The sequence below is a fragment of the Micromonospora echinaurantiaca genome (genome assembly GCF_900090235.1).
GTDB classification, from domain to species: domain Bacteria; phylum Actinomycetota; class Actinomycetes; order Mycobacteriales; family Micromonosporaceae; genus Micromonospora; species Micromonospora echinaurantiaca.
Genome location: NZ_LT607750.1, coordinates 3,436,722 through 3,454,874, shown reverse-complemented (window position 1 = coordinate 3,454,874; position 18,153 = coordinate 3,436,722). Strand labels below are relative to the sequence as shown.

General features: G+C 76.3%; 5 protein-coding genes. All 5 read left to right on the top strand.

Annotated features, from left to right (window positions below; translation table 11 throughout):
• The first annotated feature begins 153 nt into the window (after positions 1 to 153).
• Genes GA0070609_RS15590 through GA0070609_RS15570 form a run of 5 tightly spaced genes read left to right on the top strand, consistent with a single transcriptional unit; the run spans position 154 to position 18,134 of the window.
• Positions 154 to 3,624: an AMP-binding protein gene (locus GA0070609_RS15590; protein ID WP_088994481.1), complete on the top strand. Its 3,471-nt coding sequence runs from the start codon at positions 154 to 156 to the stop codon at positions 3,622 to 3,624.
• A complete protein-coding gene (locus tag GA0070609_RS15585) occupies positions 3,621 to 6,824 on the top strand; it encodes a thioesterase domain-containing protein (protein ID WP_088994480.1) in 3,204 nt (1,067 codons plus the stop codon). The genes GA0070609_RS15590 and GA0070609_RS15585 overlap by 4 nt, the downstream gene beginning before the upstream one ends.
• Positions 6,821 to 9,133: a lantibiotic dehydratase gene (locus GA0070609_RS15580; protein WP_231928793.1), complete on the top strand. Its 2,313-nt coding sequence runs from the start codon at positions 6,821 to 6,823 to the stop codon at positions 9,131 to 9,133. Before GA0070609_RS15585 ends, GA0070609_RS15580 begins: the two co-directional genes overlap by 4 nt.
• A complete protein-coding gene (locus GA0070609_RS15575; protein WP_088994478.1) occupies positions 9,130 to 12,648 on the top strand; it encodes a non-ribosomal peptide synthetase in 3,519 nt (1,172 codons plus the stop codon). The genes GA0070609_RS15580 and GA0070609_RS15575 overlap by 4 nt, the downstream gene beginning before the upstream one ends.
• 14 nt (positions 12,649 to 12,662) lie before the next feature.
• The gene (locus tag GA0070609_RS15570; protein ID WP_088994477.1) at positions 12,663 to 18,134 is read left to right on the top strand and encodes a type I polyketide synthase; all 5,472 of its coding nucleotides are present in this window, start codon (positions 12,663 to 12,665) and stop codon (positions 18,132 to 18,134) included.
• Positions 18,135 to 18,153: the final 19 nt, after the last annotated feature.

Below are 18,153 nucleotides of genomic sequence, written 5' to 3'. Positions count from 1 at the left end.
CGTTCGGCTCTTCGGCCCGACTCTAATCGATGATCTTTCTTCCCAGGTATTGAGCCATATGCTCAATCCACTGTTGAGTCCTGGGGGGGATCATGATCGGCCTTGTCGAACCCTGTTTGCTGTCCTGTTGTGGGGCGACGTCCGTAGTCTGACATGGAACAATCGACGGTCATCCATCGGTTTGGCGCTGTCGCCACCCAGCGTCCCGAACTGCCGGCCGTGCTCGGCGAGTCCGAACAGCTCAGCTACACCGACCTGGCCGGTGCGGCCGGCGGGTACGCCGCGGCGCTCACCGCCGCCGGCGTCCGGCCGGGCGACCGGGTCGCTCTGCTCACCGCGCACGGCACGCCCACCATCGCGGCCATCCTCGGCACCCTCGCGGCCGGCTGCGCGTACGTGCCGCTGGATCCCGGTTTCCCCGAGCAGCGGCTGCGGCACATGCTCGCCGCCGCCGGGGTCGGCACCGTCCTGAGTGGAGCCGAGCACGCCGAGGCGGCGCGCCGGCTCACCGCCGACCGGCCCGAGGCCCGGGTGCTCACCGTGGACGCTCCGCCGCCGCCCGCCCCGCTGCGCCCGGTGCCGGTCGAGCCGGACGCGCTGGCGTACGTGCTGTTCACCTCGGGTTCCACCGGCGTGCCCAAGGCGGTCGGACAGACCCACCGCAACCTGCTGCACGTCGTCGACAACCAGATCGCCACCCTCGACCTCGGCCCGGCCGACCGGCTCAGCCTGCTCGCCTCGTTCAGCTTCGACGCGGCCATCCCGGACCTCTACCCGGCCCTGCTGGCCGGCGCCGCGGTCGTACCGGTGGAACTACGCCGGCACGGCCTGGCGCACGCCGTCGAGCAGCTCGCCCGGCACCGGGTCACCGTCTACCACTCCACCCCCACCGTCTACCGGTTCCTGCTCGACACCCTCGGCGAGCGCCGGCTCGACCACGTCCGGGTGGTGCTGCTCGGCGGCGAGCAGGCCACCCACGCCGACGCCGCGCGCGGCCGCGACCGGTTCGCCCCGGACTGCCTGCTGGTCAACGGCTACGGCGCGACCGAGCTGACCTTCGCGGCCCGGTACACGCTGCCGCTGGCCGCGGCCGATCCGGCCGCCACCGGGCCGCTGCCGATCGGCGCCGCGCTGCCCGGCTACGAGCTACGGCTGGCCCCGGACGGCGAACTCGTGGTGCGCAGCCGGCACCTCGCCCCCGGCTATCTCGACCAGCACAGCGACCGGTTCGGTGTGGACCCCGACGGGGTGCCGACGTACCGCACCGGCGACCTGGCCGAGCGGCTGCCCGGCGGCGAGCTGGTCTGCCTCGGCCGGCTCGACCGGCAGGTCAAGGTACGCGGGTTCCGGGTCGAGCTGACCGAGATCGAGGCGGTGCTCGCCGAACAGCCGGGTGTCGCCGCGGTCCGCGCCATCGCCCGCGACGGCGAGCTGCTCGCGTACGCCCGACCTGCCGGCGGGTCGCTCGACCCGGCGGCCCTGCGCGCGGCCCTCGCCCGGCGGCTGCCGGACTACGCGCTGCCGCGCGCGGTGGTGGTGGTCGAGGAGTTCCCGCTCACCGTCACCGGCAAGGTCGACGAGCGGGCGCTGCCCGACCCGGCCGCCGACGTGCCGCCGAGCGAGGCGCCGAGCACGCCCACCGAGCGGATCGTGCACGACATCTGGTGCGCGGTGCTCGGCCGTGCCGCGGTCGGCCGCACCGCCAGCTTCTTCGACGTCGGCGGGCAGTCGCTGCTGCTCGGTCAGGTGCAGCAGCGGCTGGCCGAGCGGTTCGGGGTGCGGCTGCCGCTGCTGCGCCTCTTCGACCACCCCACGGTGGCCGACCAGGCCCGGCTGATCGACGCGCCGCTGGAACCGGTGCGCGCGCCGATGCTGCCGCCGGCCGCACCGACCACCGCCGCCCGCGAGTACACCGGCGACGAGATCGCGGTGGTCGGCCTGGCCGGCCGCTTCCCGGGCGCCCCCGACGCGGCCACCTTCTGGTGGAACCTCTGCGCCGGCGTCGACTCGATCCACGACCACACCGACGAGGAACTGGCCGCACTCGGCATCGGGCCGCGGCTGCGCAACGACCCCCGGCACGTCCGGGCGGCCGGCCGGCTGGACGGGGTGGCCGACTTCGACGCCGGCTTCTTCTCCTTCGGCGAGCAGGAGGCGGCGCGTACCGACCCGCAGCACCGACTATTCCTGGAGACCGCCTGGGAGGCACTGGAGGACGCCGGTCACGACCCGACCCGGTTCCCCGGGCTGGTCGGGGTCTACGCGGCCACCTCGGCCAACCGCTACTTCCTGTTCCACCTCATGGACAACCCGGCAGTGGTCGGCGACGTTGACCCGGACGACTGGGAGGCCCGGCTGATCGGCCGGCAGTTCACCGACCACCTGCCCGGGCAGGTGGCGTACCGGCTGGGGTTGACCGGGCCGGCGGTCGCCGTGCAGAGTGCCTGCTCCAGCTCACTGGTCGCGGTCTGCCTCGCCGCTCAGAGCCTGGCCGACTACCAGTGCGACATCGCGCTGGCCGGCGGGGTGAACGTGACCTGGCCCCGCTACCGACACACGCCGGGCGGGCTGGCCTCGCCGGACGGCCGGTGCCGCGCGTTCGACGAGGCGGCCAACGGCGCCGGCTTCGGCTCGGGTGTCGGCGTGGTGGCGCTGCGCCGGCTCGCCGACGCGCAGGCCGACGGCGACCGGATCTACGCGGTGCTGCCCGGTTGGGGCGTCACCAACGACGGCGCCGACCGGGCCGGCTTCGCCGTGCCCGGGCCGGCCGGGCAGGCCGCCGCGGTGGCCAACGCGCTCGCCGCCGCCGAGGTCGCGCCGGGCGAGGTTCGCTTCATCGAGGCGCACGGCAGCGGTACGCCGCTCGGCGACGCCATCGAGGTCGCCGCGCTGCACGAGGTGTACGCCGGCGCCGGCCCCGCGGAGACCTGCGCGCTCGGTTCGGTGAAGACCAACATCGGTCACCTGGACGCCGCCGCCGGCATCGCCGGGCTGATCAAGGCGGTGCTCGCCGTGCAGCACGGGGTGATCCCGCCCAACCTGCACTTCACCCGCCCGCATCCCGAGGTCGACCTGGCCGCCGGCCCGTTCTACGTGCCGACCAAGGCGCGGGACTGGCCGGACGCGGCGCGCCGGGTCGCCGGGGTCAGCTCGTTCGGGGTCGGCGGCACCAACGCCCACGTCGTGGTGGAGCAACCCCCGCCGGTCGAGCCGGTCGACGTCCCGGACGCGGCGTACCTGCTGCCGGTCTCCGCCCGGGACCCGGTCGCGCTGCGGGCGGCGCTGACCCGGCTGCGCCAGCACCTCGCCGGCACCGCCCCGGTGCTGGCCGAGGTGGCCGCCACGCTGGCGCTGGGCCGGCGGGCCTTCGGCTGCCGGGCGGCCGTGGTGGCGACCGACCCGGCCGGCGCCGTCGCCGCGCTGGACGAACTGCTCGGCACCGACGCCCGGGTGGCCGGGCCGGCGGGAGAGCTACGCGAACTGGCCGCGGCCTGGGTCGCCGGCCGGGACGTGGACTGGGCGGCGTTGCACCCCGAGGGCACCCTCCGGCGGACCGGACTGCCCACCTACCCGTTCCAGCGCCAGCGGTACTGGATCGACCCCCCTCAGAAAGGCGCGCGGTGAACTGGTTCGTCTCCGCCGGCCGCCGGGAACCGGCACCGGTCCAGCTGTTCTGCCTGCCCTACGCCGGTGCGGGCGCCAGCGCGTTCCGGCGCTGGCAGGACGGCCTCGGCCCGGGCGTCGAGGTGCTGCCGGTGCAGCTGCCGGGCCGGGAGAACCGGATCAGCGAGGACCCGCGGTTCCGGGTGGCCGACGTCGCGCACGCCATCGCCGGGCGCGCCACCGGCCGGTACGCCGTCTACGGCCACTCGATGGGCGGCCGGGTCGGCTTCGAGGTGGTCCGCGAGCTGCGCCGGGCCGGCCTGCCGCTGCCGCTGCGGCTGTACGTCGGCGGCGCCCGCGCCCCGCACGTCACCGCTCCCAGCCTCTTCGACGGACTGTCCCGGGTGGACGACGACGAGCTGCTGCGCCGGCTCGGCGCGGGCGGCGGGCTGCCGGCCGAGCTGCTCGACCACCCGGAGCTGGTCGAACTGCTGCTGCCGCTGCTGCGCGCCGACTTCGGCCGGGTGGACAGCTATCGCTACGTCCCCGAGGAGCCGCTGCCGGTGCCGATCGTGGCGTTCAGCGGCCGGCACGACCGGGCGGTCACCCGGGCGCACAGCGCGGCGTGGCGCGAGCACACCGCCGCCGGCTTCATCCTGCACGACATCGACGGCGGGCACTTCTTCCTGCACGAACGGCTGCCCGACCTGCTCGCCCTGATCCGCGCCGACCTCGACACGGCCCTCGCCGACACCACGCTCGCCGACACCACGCTCGCCGGCGCGGCGCTGGCCGACGTGGCGGTGACGCAGGGCCCCGCGGTAGCCACGGCGGCTGGACCGTCCGGAGGTGGAACACCCGTGGCGGCTGGTCCGTCCGGCGGCCCGGCGGCCACGGCGGTGTCCAAGGGGCACCGGGTGCCGCTCGGCGCCACCGGCTGGTCGGTGTGGCGGGACGCCATCCTGCGCACCACCGGGTTCCCCGCCGACGGGCTGGCCCTGTTCGCCGCGCCGCAGGCCGCCGCGGCCGCCGACGACCTGCTGGCGACCGGCGCCGGCGTGGAGCAGTTCGACAAGGAGTTCGCCGAGGCGGTGACGGCCACCGGCCGCCGGCTCACCGAGCTGGCCGGCGATCCGCTGCTGCGGGAGGCGGTCACCTGGCAGAACCGGGGCGCCCTGCTCGCCCTGGACGGCCTCGCCCGCGGCGGCCCCGATCCGGCCCGCAACGTGCGGCGCCGCGACCGGGAACGCGCCCTGCTCAAGTACTGGCAGCGGTACTGCGGCAAGAACGAGACAGTCGGCTTCTTCGGCCCGAGCTGCTGGGTCACCCTCGACCCGGCCCGCGAGGAGACTGCCGACGTGCGCCCCGGCCCCGGCCTGACCCGGCGCCGCTGGGTGTGGTTCGAGTCCTGGGCGCTGACCGCGTACGCCGACCGGATCGGCCGGGACCTCGCGGTGCGCAGCTGGTGGGCGCCGATGCTCTGCCCCCAGCTGAGCCTCGTCGACCGCACCGTCCGCCGGCCCGGCCGACCGCCGGTGACGCTCACCGGGGTGGAGGCGGCGCTGCTGGCCGCCGCTGACGGCCGGCGCCCGGCCCGCGAGCTGGTCACCGACCCGGCGATCGGGCTGCGCCGCCCGGAGGACGGCTACGCGCTGCTGGACCGGCTGGTCGAGCGCGAACTGGTCACCTGGGACGCCGCGCTGCCGGTGAGCCCGGACGCCGAGGACGTGCTGCTCCGGCGGATCGACGCGATCGGTGACGAGACCGCGCGGCGGGACGCCCGCGCCGGCTTCGACCGGCTCCGCGCTGCCCGGGACGCGGTGGCCGCCGCGGCCGGCGACCCCGTACGGCTGCGTACAGCGCTGGACACGCTGGACACCACCTTCACCGAGCTGACCGGGCAGCCGCCGCGCCGCCGGGCCGGCGAGATGTACGCCGGCCGCACCCTCTGCTACGAGGACACCAGCCGGGACCTCGACGTGGTCTTCGGCCAGCCGCTGCTGGACCGGATCGCCGCCCCGCTCGCGGTGCTGCTCCAGGCCGCCCGCTGGCTGGTCGACGCGCTGGAGCGGGCGTACGGCGCGGCGTTCCGGGAACTGCACGACGAGCTGCGCGCCGAGTCCGGCGGCGCCCCGGTCGCCCTGTCCGACCTGTGGTTCCTGGCCCAGGGCCTGTTCTGGGGCGACGGGACCCGGCCGGTCGACGCGGTCGCCGCCGAGTTCGCCGGCCGCTGGGCCGGACTGTTCGGCCTGGACCGGCTGCCACCCGGGGCCACCGAGGTCCGGCTGCCGGTGGCCGACCTCGCCGCCCGGGTCGCCGAGGTCTTCCCGGCCGACCGGCCGGCCTGGCCCAACGCCCGGCTGCACAGCCCCGACCTGCAGATCTGCGCCGCCGACGCGGAGGCGCTGGCCCGCGGCGACTACACGGTGGTGCTCGGCGAGCTGCACGCCGCCTGGGCGTCCTTCGACTGCCAGGTCTTCACCCCGGCGCACCCCGACGTGGGACGGCTGCGTGACGCGCTCACCGCCGACCTCGGCGAGCGCCGGATCCGGCTGCTCTTCCCGACCGACTGGCCCCGGCGCACCAGTCGGGTCGCCGAGGCGCTGGCCGGTCCGACCGACCGGCAGCTGGCCTTCGCGCCGGCGCCCGGCGCCGACCCGGACCGGGTGCTGCCGACCGTGGAGCTGACCGTTGCCGACGAGGGCGGCGAGCTGTTCGCCGTCGCCCCGGACGGGCAGCGCTGGACGCTGACCGAGGTCTTCTCGCCGCTGCTCAGCGCGCACGCCGTGGACGGGTTCAAGCTGGTCGCGGCCGCGCCGTACACCCCGCGGATCACCGTCGGCGAGCTGGTGGTGGCGCGGCAGACCTGGCGTACCACGGTCGGCGGCAGCGGTCTGGCCACCGTCACCGGCGAGCGCGACCGGTTCCTCGCCGTCCGGGACTGGCGCCGCCGGCTCGGCCTGCCCGAGCAGGTCTACGTCAAGCTCGGCACCGAGACCAAGCCCTGCTTCGTCGACCTGAGCAGCCCGGCCTTCGGCAACATGTTCTGCGCCATGGTGCGGGCCGCCCGCACCGACGGCGGCGACGACACCTCGCTGGTGATCAGCGAGATGCTGCCCACGGTGGCGGACGCCTGGGTGCCCGACGCGGCCGGCCGGCGCTACTTCAGCGAACTGCGGCTGCACATCGTCGACGCCGACGAGCGGGAGGCCGCTCGATGAGCGTCATGAGCCACCGGGTTCCGCTCGGCGACACCGGCTGGTCGGTGTGGCGCGACGTCGTGCTGCGTACCGCCGGTTTCCCGGCGGCCGGGCTGGACGCCTTCGCCGCCCCCGAGGTCGCCGCCGCCGCCGACGCTCTGCTCGCCGGCGAGGACACCGCCGACCTGTTCGACAAGGCGTTCACGGCGGCGCTCGCCGACAGCTCGGCGGTGTGCGGCGAGATCGCCGCCGACCCGCTGCTACGTGAGGCGGTCACCTGGCAGAACCCGGAGATGCTGATCGCGCTGGACGGCCTGCTGCGTACCGACCCAACGGTCCGCAACGTCCGCCGCCGCAAGCGCGAGTTGAGCCTGCTGCGCTACTGGCAGCGCTACTGCGGCAAGGCCGAGACGATCGGGTTCTTCGGGCCGGTCTGCTGGGGTCGGCTCGACCCCGACCAGCCGACCACCCGGCTGCGGCCCGGTCCGGCGCTGGTGTCCCGGCGCGAGGTCCACTTCGAGGCGTGGGCGCTGATCGCGTACGCCGACCGGCTCGCCGACGACCTGGCGGTGCGCCGCTGGTGGGCGCCGGCCCTGCCGCCGCACCTGAGCCTCTCCGGCCGGCAGGTCACCCGGCCGCTGCTGCCGCCGACCGAGCTGTCCGCCGTGGAGGCGCGGCTGCTGGCCGCCTGCGACGGGCGTACCCCGGCGGCCGAGCTGGTGCGGCGGCTGTGCGCCGACGGAAAGCTGCGCAGCCCGGACGACGGCTGCCTGCTGCTCGACCGGCTGGTCGAGCGGAACCTGCTGACCTGGGACGCCGGCCTGCCGGTCAGTCCCGTGGCCGAGCGCGTGCTGGCGGAGCGGATCGCCGCGATCGGCGACCCGCCGGTCCGCGCCGAGGTGGCCGCCGCGTTCGACCGGCTGCGCGCGGCGCGCGACGCGGTGGCCGAGGCCGCGGGGGACCCGGACCGGCTCGGCACCGCGCTCGCCGCGCTGAACACCGAGTTCACCGCCGTCACCGGCCGGCCCGCCACCCGCCAGGCCGGCCAGATGTACGTCGGCCGCACGGTGCTCTACGAGGAGACCGCCCGCGACCTGGACGTCACGGTCGGCTCCCGGGTGCTGGAGGCCCTGGCCGAACCGCTGGCGATCGTGCTGACCGCCGCCCGCTGGCTGACCGCCGAGGTCGGCGCGGCCGGTGAGCGGATCGTGGCCGACCTGCACGCCGAACTGCGCGGCGACGGGCCGGTGCGGCTGGCCGACGTCTGGGCCCTCGCGCAGGGGTTGCTGCTCGCCCCGGACGGTCCGATCGCCAGCGCCGGCGCGGAACTGACCGCCCGCTGGGCGGAGCTGGTCGGCCTGGACACGGCCGCCCCCGGCCAGGCCGAGCTGCGGCTGCGCAGCGCCGACCTGGCCGAGCGGGCCCGCGCCCTGTTCGGCGCCGACCGACCCGGCTGGCCGTCCGCCCGGATCCACAGCCCCGACGTGCAGGTCAGCGCCGCCGGCCTGGACGCGGTCGACCGGGGCGACTTCCTGCTCGTCCTCGGCGAACTGCACCCGGCGTACGTCCCGTTCGACAGCGCGGTGCTGACCCCGTTCCACCCCGACCGGGCGGCGCTGCGGGCCGCCCTGGACGCCGACCTCGGCCCGGCCCGGGCCCGGGTGCTCTATCCGGAGAGCTTCCCGCGGCACAGCACCCGGATGACGTACGCGCTGGACGGGCCCGCCGACCGGCAGTTCGGCATCGACACGGCACACGGCGCGGACGTCGACCGGCTGGTGCGGGCCACCGAGGCGGTGGTCGAGCCCGGCGCCGACGGGTGGGTCGCGGTGCTGCCCGACGGGACCCGCTGGCCGGTGATGGAGATCTTCGCGACCCTGCTCGGCGCGCTACTGCTGGACGCGTTCAAGCTGCTCGCCCCGGCCGCGCACACACCCCGGATCACCATCGACCGGCTGGTCGTGGCCCGGCGTACCTGGCGGACCACGGTGGCGGAGACCGGCCTGGCCGGGGTCACCGGCGAGGCCGAGCGGTTCCTCGCGGTTCGCCGCTGGCGGGCGCGGCTCGGACTGCCCGAGCGGGTCTTCGTCAAGGTCGGCACCGAGGTCAAGCCCTGCTACGTCGACCTCACCGGCCCGCTGCACGCGCAGTCGCTCTGCGCGATGGTCGACGCCGCCGCGAAGACCGGCCCGGACGTCACGGTCACCGTGAGCGAGCTGCTGCCGGACCCGGCGGACGCCTGGGTGACCGACGCGCGGGGCCGCGGCTACGTCAGCGAGCTGCGGATGCAGATCACCGATCCAGTGAGCCACCGGGGAGTGAACGGGTGACCGACATCCTGTCCATCAGCGCCGTGCACGGGGAAGACCTGCCCTGGCCGGACGCCACGCTGGCCGAGCTGATCGCCGCCCAGGCCGCCCGCACCCCGGACGCGGTAGCGGTGCGCCAGTGGGACACCCGGCTCAGCTACGGCGAACTGCTGGCCCGGGCCGCCGGGGTTGCCGCCGCGCTGCGCGAGCGCGGCGTCGGCCGGCAGACGCGGGTCGGTGTCTGCGGCGCCCGTACCCCCAACCTGGTGGTCACCGTGGTCGGGGTGCTGCTCGCCGGCGCCTGCTACGTGCCGCTGGAGCCGGGCGGGCCGCGCCGGCGGCTGCGGGAGATCGCCGCCGACGCCGGGGTGACCGTGGTGGTCGGCGACGCCGCCGAGGCGGAGTTCGGCGACGTGCCCGGCGTCGAGGCGGTCGGCCTGCCCGGCCCCGCCCCGCTGGCCCCCTGCCCGGCGCGCCCCGGCGACCCGGCGTACGTGCTGTTCACCTCCGGCTCCACCGGCCGACCCAAGGGGGTGCTCACCACCCACCGCAACGTGGTCGAGTTCGTCACCGGCTGCGCCGCGCTGACCGGCGCCGACGCCGGGGTGCGCAGCCTCGGCATCGCCTCGCTCGGCTTCGACGCGGCCACCATGGACCTGTTCCTGCCGCTGCTGCTCGGCGGCGCCGTCCAGCTGCTCGGCGCCGACGACCGGGCCGACCCGGTACGGCTCGCCCGGTTCATCGCCGCGCACGAGGTGAACTGGGGGTTCATCACCCCGACCGTGCTGTCCATGCTCGACCCGGCCGAGCTGCCGGCCTGGCGGGTGGTGCTCTGCGGCGGTGAGGCGGTGCCCGCCGAGCTGGCCGCCCGCTGGGCGCCTGGACGGCTCCTCCTGAACGGCTACGGGCCCACCGAGACCACCGTGCTCGCGGTCAGCGGCGAGCTGACCGCCGCCGATCGCGACCCGGTGCCGATCGGCCGCCCGCTGCCCAACCACCGGGCGTACGTGGTGGACGAGCGGCTGCGCCCGGTGCCGCCGGGGGAGACCGGCGAGCTGCTGATCGGCGGCCCGGGCCTGGCCGACGGCTATCTCAACCGGCCCGCGCTGACCGCCGAACGGTTCGTCCCCGACCCGTTCTCCGACCTGCCCGGCGAGCGGCTCTACCGCACCGGTGACCTGGTGCGGCAGGACCCGGACGGCCGGATCGTCTACCTGGGCCGCGCCGACCGGCAGGTGAAGGTCCGCGGCCAGCGGATCGAACTGGGTGAGGTGGAGGCGGTGCTGGCCGACCTGCCCGGGGTGGAGCGGGTCGCGGTGGAGGCGCTGCCCGGCCCGGCCGGCACCGAGCTGGTCGCGTTCCTCACCCCCGCCGACGCGCCCGACGACGAGCTGCTGCGGGCGTACGCCGGGCCGCGGCTGACCGCCGCGATGCTGCCGGCCCGGGTGCTGCGCCTGGCCGAGCTGCCGGTCAGCCCGACCAGCGGCAAGCTGGACCGGGCGGCGCTGCGCGCGCTGGCCGCCGCCGGCCGCCCCGCCGAGCCGGTCGCAGCGGCCGACCCGGCCGGCGCGGACGAGCCGCTGGCGGCCGGGGTGGCCCGGATCTGGGGCCGGCTGCTCAGCGCCGCACCCGACCCGACCAGCGACTTCCTGGCCGCCGGCGGCAACTCGATCGCCGCGATGCGGCTGGTCGCCGCGCTCCGCGCCGAACTCGGCCGGCAGGTCGACGCCCGGGACGTCTTCACCGGGCGGACCCTGGCCGGGCTCGTCGAGCGGGTCCGCGCCGCGGCTCCCGCCGACGGCGACGGGCTGACCACCGGCAACCCGCCCACCCTCTCCCCGCCGCAGCGGCGGCTCTGGTTCGTCGACCAGCTCGCCCCGTCCAGCGCGCCGTACAACATCGCGGTGGCGCACCGGCTGCGCGGCCCGCTGGACACCGCCGCCCTGGGCGCGGCGCTGCGCGCCGTCGCCGAACGGCACGACGTGCTGCGCTGGCGGATCCCGCAGACCGCCGGCGTGCCGTACGCGGTCCGCGAGGAGCCGACCGACGTGGCCGTGCCGGTGGTCGACCTGACCGGCGGCGCCGACGCCGCGGCGGAGCTGGCCGGGATGCTGGCCGCCGGTGCGGCGCACGCCTTCGACCTGGCCACCGGGCCGCCCTGGCAGGTGACCGTCTACCGGCTCGGCGTGGACGAGCACGTCCTGGCGATCACCCTGCACCACGCGGTCTTCGACGGCTGGTCGGAGAAGCTGCTCTACGACGACCTCGCGGCGGCGTACGCCCAGGCGGTCGCCGGGCGGACGCCGCGGCTGCCGGCGCTGGCCGCCACGTACGCCGACTACGCGGTGTGGCGGGCCGAGCGGGACCGGCACCGCGGCGCGGCCGACCTGGCCTGGTGGCGCGAGCACCTGCGGGACGCCCCGACCGTCCTCGAACTGCCCCGCGACCGGCCCCGGCCGGCGGTGGCGACCTACACCGGCGCCGAGGCGGCCGTGCGGTTGCCCGAGGCCACCGGCCGGGCCGTGCGCGCGCTGGCCGAACGGCGCGGCACCACCGTCGCCGCGGTGCTGCTGGCCGGCTTCGGCGAACTGCTGCGCCGGCTCACCGGCGGCGCCGACCACGTGCTCGGCGCGATCGTCGCCGACCGGCGGCTGGCCGCCTTCGACGACGTGGTCGGCTTCTTCATCGACACCGTGCCGGTGCGGGTACGCGGCGGCGCGGCCAGCTTCGCCGAGCTGGTCGACCGGTGCGCGACCGAACTGCACGAGGCGACCGCCCACCCGGGGGCGCCGCTGGAGAAGATCGTCGAGGCCCTCGGGGTGGGCCGGGACACCGCCCGCGCCCCGCTGGTGCAGGTGCTGTTCAACGTGCTCAACTTCGCCGCGCCGCGGCTCGCGCTGGCCGGGCTGACCGCGGAGCCGGTCGCCGTGCCGAAGCCGGGGTCCCCGTTCGACATCACCGTCTACGTGGTCGAGCGGGACGGCCGCTGGGGTGTCGAGGTGGTCTACAACCCGGACCTGTTCGACGCCGAACGGGTCGAGGGGCTGCTCGCCGACCTGGTGGCGCTGGTCGGCGCCCTGGCCGCCACGCCGGACGCCCCCGCGGACCGGGTGGCCGCCGAGCTGCCCCGGCCGACCGTGGCCACCCCCCAGCTCGGCGCGATGAGCGTGGCGGCCGCCGAGCCGCCGCGCGGCGTGCTGCCCGCCGGCCCGGACGGCCTGACCGACACCGAGGAACTGATCGCCGGCATCTGGCGCGAGGTGCTGGACCGCGACCAGGTCGGGGTCACCGACAACTTCTTCGACATCGGCGGGCACTCGCTCGCCCTGGCCGCCGTGCACGCCCGGCTGACCGCCGCCACCGGCCGCTCGATCAAGATGCTCGACCTCTTCCGCCACCCCACCATCCGGGCGCTCGCCGCCAGCCTCGACGGCGCCGCCGACCGGCCGGAGCTGGCCCGCGCCGCGCTGCGCGCCGCCGCCCGACGCAGCCGTACCCGCCGTAACCCACCCCGCCGCCCCGGCGGCACCGCGTGACGAAGGACAGCCTGATGAGCAACCCGACCGCAACCGACCTGCCCGACGACGGCATCGAACCGATCGCCATCGTCGGGATGGCCGCCCGCCTGCCCGGCGCGGCCGACGTGAACGAGTTCTGGCGCAACCTGGTCGACGGGGTCGAGTCGAGCACCGAACTCACCCGGGAGGAGCAGCTCGCCCGGGGCGCCACCGAGGCGGAGGTCGACGACCCGGGCTGGGTCAACCGCGCGCCGCTGGTCGACGGGTACGACGAGTTCGACGCGGGGCTGTTCGGCATGACCGCCCGGGAGGCGGAGATCACCGACCCGCAGCACCGGCTGTTCCTGGAGTCCTGCTACACCGCGTTGCAGGACGCCGGCTACGACCCGGGCCGCTACGACGGTTCGGTCGGCGTGTACGCCGGCACCGGCGGCAACCTCTACCTGCACCGCTACGTGTACCGGAACAAGCGGGTCGGCGGCAGCCCGCACGGCGCGGTCTCCATCGCCACCGGCAACTCGCCCAACTACATCGCCACCAACGTGTCGTACCGGCTGGACCTGCGCGGGCCGAGCCTGACCGTGCACACCGCCTGCTCCACCTCGCTGGTCGCGTTCCACCTGGCCTGCGAGGCGCTGCGCAACGGCGAGTGCGACATGGCCCTCGCGGGCGGGGCGAACATCGAACTGCCGCACGTCGGCTACCTCGGCATGGATGGCTTCACCTCGCCCGACGGCCGGTGCCGCCCGTTCGACGCCGGCGCCAACGGCACCGTCTGGGGCAGCGGGGTCGGGGTGACCCTGCTCAAGCGCCTCTCCGACGCGATCGCCGACGGCGACACGATCCGCGCCGTGGTGCTCGGCAACGCGATCAACAACGACGGCGCCGGCAAGGTCGGCTTCACCGCCCCCAGCATGGACGGGCAGATGGAGGCGATCGCCCAGGCCGTCGCGATGGCCGACGTCGATCCGCGCACCATCAGCTACGTCGAGGCGCACGGCACCGGCACCGCGATGGGCGACCCGATCGAGGTGGCCGCGCTCTCCACCGTCTACACCAAGGACACCGACGACCGGGGCTGGTGCGGCATCGGCTCGGTGAAGTCCAACATCGGCCACCTGAGCCAGCCCTCCGGCATCGTCAGCGTGATCAAGACGGTGCTGGCGATGGAGCACGGGCTGATCCCGCCGACCATCAACTACGAGACGCCGAACCCGGCCATCGAGTTCGCCGACACCCCGTTCTACGTGACCAACACGCTGACCAAGTGGGACACCGACGGGGTACCCCGACGGGCCGGGGTCAGCTCGTTCGGTATCGGCGGCACCAACGCCCACGTGGTGCTGGAGGAGGCCCCGGCGGCGCACCGCCCGTCCCGGCGGGTCCGCCCGGCGCAGCTGCTGCACGTGTCGGCGAAGACCCCCACCGCGCTGGACACCGCCGTACGGCGGCTCGCCGAGCACCTGGAGTCCGCCGCCGACCGAGGGCCGGAACACCTCGCCGACGTGGCGCACACGCTGCGGATCGGCCGGCAGGAGTACCCGCACCGGGTCGCCGTGGTGGCCACCGACCTGGCCGACGCGGTGACCGCGCTGAACACTCCGCGCCGCCGGCAGGCCGGGGTGGCCGAGGGACCGGCGCCCCGGCCGGCCTTCCTCTTCTCCGGCCAGGGCGCCCAGTACGCGGGCATGGGCGCGCAGCTCTACGCCGAGGAGCCGAGCTATCGGGCCACCGTGGACGAATGCGCCGAGCTGCTCCGCCCCGAGCTGGGGCTGGACATCCGCGACCTGATCCTCGGCCGTGACCCGCAGGCCCAGGAGACGCTCACCGAGACCCGCTACACCCAGCCCGCCCTGTTCGTCGTCGAGTACGCCCTGGCCACGCTCTGGCAGTCCGCCGGGGTGCGGCCGGCCGCGATGATCGGCCACTCGATCGGCGAGTACGTCGCCGCCACCGTGGCCGGCGTGCTGAGCCTGCCGGACGCGCTGCGGGTGGTCGCTGCCCGGGGCCGGCTGATGCAGTCCATGCCGCCGGGGGCCATGCTGGCCGTCGCGCTGGACGAGTCGGTGGTCGCCGAGCGGCTCCCCGACGGGCTGGCCGTGGCCACCGTGAATGGCCCCGGCACCTGCGTGGTGGCCGGTCCCGCCGAGGCGGTCGCCGCGTTCGCCGAGACGCTCAAGGGCAAGGCCAAGCCGCTGCGCACCTCGCACGCCTTCCACTCGCCGATGATGGAGCCGATCCTCGCCGAGTTCACCGCGCTGATGGCCGGGGTGCCGCTGCGCGCGCCGGCGATCCCGTTCCTGTCCAACGTCACCGGCACCTGGATCACCGACCAGCAGGCCACCGACCCGGCGTACTGGGCGGCGCACCTGCGCCAGCCGGTGCGCTTCGGGGCCTGCGTCGCCACCCTGCTCGGCGAGGGCACCTGGCAGCTCGTCGAGTGCGGCCCCGGTAAGCAGCTGGCCAACCTGGCCCGGATGCAGGTGGCCAAGGCGGCCGAGGCGCAGCGCAAGCTCACCCCGCTGGGCAGCCTGCCCGGCCCGGGCGACGCCACCGGCGACCTGGCCACCCTGCTCGGCGCCGCCGCCGCGCTCTGGTGCCAGGGCACCCCGGTGCGGCTGGGCTCCGACCCGGACGCCCGGCGGGTGCCGCTGCCGACGTACCCGTTCGAGCGGCGTCGCTACTGGGTCGACCCGGACCCGGTGGAGCAGGTCGCCGCCGCGCCGGTCGAGACCGGGCCGCGGCCGCTGCCGGAGTGGTTCGCGGTGCCGGTGTGGCGGCAGGCCGCGCCGGAGCCGCGCACCGAGCCGCTGGGCCGCTGCCTGGTCCTGGTCGACGGCCCGCGCGGCGACGCGCTGGTCGCGGCGCTGCGGGCCGCGGGGGAGCAGCCGCTGGTGGTACGCCCCGGCGACGCCTTCGCCGTCGACGGCGACGGCTGGCGGCTGCGCCCCGGCGTGCGGGACGACTACGACGCGCTGGTGGCCGCGCTGGCCGCCGACGGCGTGCCGGCCCGGCTGGTGCACGCGTTCGTCCTCGACGGCGAACCGGCCGGCACCGACATCGCGGCCACCTGGGCGGCCCAGGACCGCGGCTTCTTCAGCGCCCTGCACCTGGTGCAGGCGCTGGCCGGCGCCGGCCTGACCGGTGCCGACGGCGCGCTCACCCTGGACCTGGTGACCACCGGCATCGGCGACGTCAGCGGCGCCGACCTGCGCCGGCCGGAGCACGCCACGCTGGCCGGGCTGGCCCGGGTGCTCCCGGTGGAACTGCCCGGGCTGACCGTCCGACTGCTCGACGCCGACCCGGCCGACGACGGCGGGCGGGCGCTGCTGGCCGAGCTGCGCCGCCCGGTCGACCCGGAGCGGCCCGAGGTGGCGCTGCGCGGCGGCCGCCGCTGGGTGACCGGCTACGAGCAGGTCACCGTGGACGCCGAGGGCGAGCCGGGGGCGCTGCGCGAGGGCGGCCGGTACGTCATCACCGGTGGCCTCGGCGGCATCGGCATCACCCTGGCCGAGGACTTCGCCCAGCGGGCCCGGGCGAAGCTGGTGCTGCTGGCCCGCTCCGGGCTGCCCGCGCGCGAGGAGTGGGACGCGCACCTGACCGTGCACGGCAGCGCGGACCGCACCGGCCGGGCGATCGCGGCGATCCGCCGGATGGAGGCGGCCGGGGCCGAGGTGCTGGTGCTCGCCGCTGACGTCACCGACCCGGCCGACCTGCACCGGGTACGCGCGGCGGCCGAGGCCGCGTACGGCGGGATCGACGGCATCGTGCACGCGGCCGGCCTGCCCGGCGGCGGCATGGCCGAGATCAAGGAGCGGACCGAGGCGGAGCGGGTGCTGGCGCCCAAGCTCGCCGGCACCCTCGCGCTGGCCCAGGTCTTCGGCGACCTGCCGCTGGACTTCGTGGTGCTCTGCTCGTCGATCACCGCGGTGATCGGCGGCTTCGGCCAGGTCGACTACTGCGCGGCCAACAACGCGCTCGACGCCTACGCCCGCTCCGGGCTGGGCTGGCGGGCGCCGGTGGTGTCGCAGAACTGGGGCGGCTGGGCCGAGGTGGGCATGGCGGTGGAGACCAACGCCCCGGCCGGGTTCCGGGCCGCGGGGCGGGACACCGTCACCACCCCGGTCGAGCACCCGGTGCTCACCACCAAGGTGACCGGCCCGGACGGCTTCGTGCTGCACGGCCTGGTCTCCGCGGCCACCCACTGGCTGCTCGACGAGCACCGCATCGGCGGGGTGCCGGTGGTGCCGGGCACCGCCCACCTGGAGTCGGTTCGCGCGGCGGTGGCCGCCGCGCTGCCCGCCCCCGCCGAGGGCGCCTGCGTGGAACTGCGCGACGTGGTGTTCCTGGAGCCGTTCTCGGTGCCGGACGGCACCGTCGCCCAGTACCGGGTGGAGCTGACCCCGAGCGAGGACGGCGCCGACTTCGCGGTGCGCAGCCTCGCCGCCGGGCAGACCCGTACCCACGTGCGCGGCTCGGCGGGCTGGACCGTGGAGCCGGCCCCGCCGGCGCGGGAGCCGGCCGTCGCCGGCCGCCGGGTGGACGACGACGCGTCGTTCGGCCGTGGCCGCACCAGCATGCTGACCTTCGGGCCGCGCTGGGCCGCGCTGCGCGAGCACCACCTCGGCGACGGCCAGGAACTGGCCCGGATCGCGGCCCCCGCCGAGGCTGTCGGTGACCTGCCGGCGTGGGGGTTGCACCCGGCGCTGCTGGACGTGGCGACCGCGTTCGGCCGGGGGCAGGGCTCGGGCACCTACCTGCCGCTGTCCTACGGGCGGATCGTGGTGCGCGGGTCGCTGCCGGCCGAGTTCCTCAGCCACCTGCGGCACCGGGACAGCGCCACCGACGAGGTGGTGGCCGCCGACCTGACTCTGCTCGACCCGGCCGGCCGGGAACTCGTCGCGATCAGCGACTTCGTGCTGCGCCGGGTCGACCAGGGCGCGGTCACCGGCGGGCTGGCCACCGCCGCGCCGGCCGACACCGCCGCGGCGGCGGCCGGGCCGACCGAGGACATCCGGCCGGTGGACGGCGCGGAGGCGTTCCGGCGCAGCCTCACCGCCGGGCTCGGCGCCCAGGTGGTGATCGCCACCCGGACGGTGGCGGACATCCGCGACCGGGCCGGTCGGGTGACCACCGGGAGCCTGGAGAACGAGCCGGAGCCGGCGGCCGCCACGCCGGCGGTGACCGGGGGCGGCTCGGCCGCGCCGAGCACCGAACTGGAGGTCACCATCGCCGGGGTCTGGCGGGACGCGCTGGGCGTGCCGGAGATCGGCGTCGACGACGACTTCTTCGCCCTCGGCGGCAACTCGCTGGTCGCGGTCCAGCTGATCGCGGCGATGCGCAAGGCGACCGGGGTGCGGTTGCCGATGCGCAGCCTCTTCGAGACGCCGACCGTCGCCGGTCTCGCCGCCCGGATCGAGGAGCTGCGGGCCACCGCCGCCCCCACCGACGAGCCGGCCGCTCCGGCCACCATCCCCGCCATCCCGCGGCTGCCCCGCGCGTGAGCACCGAGAAACCAGGAGT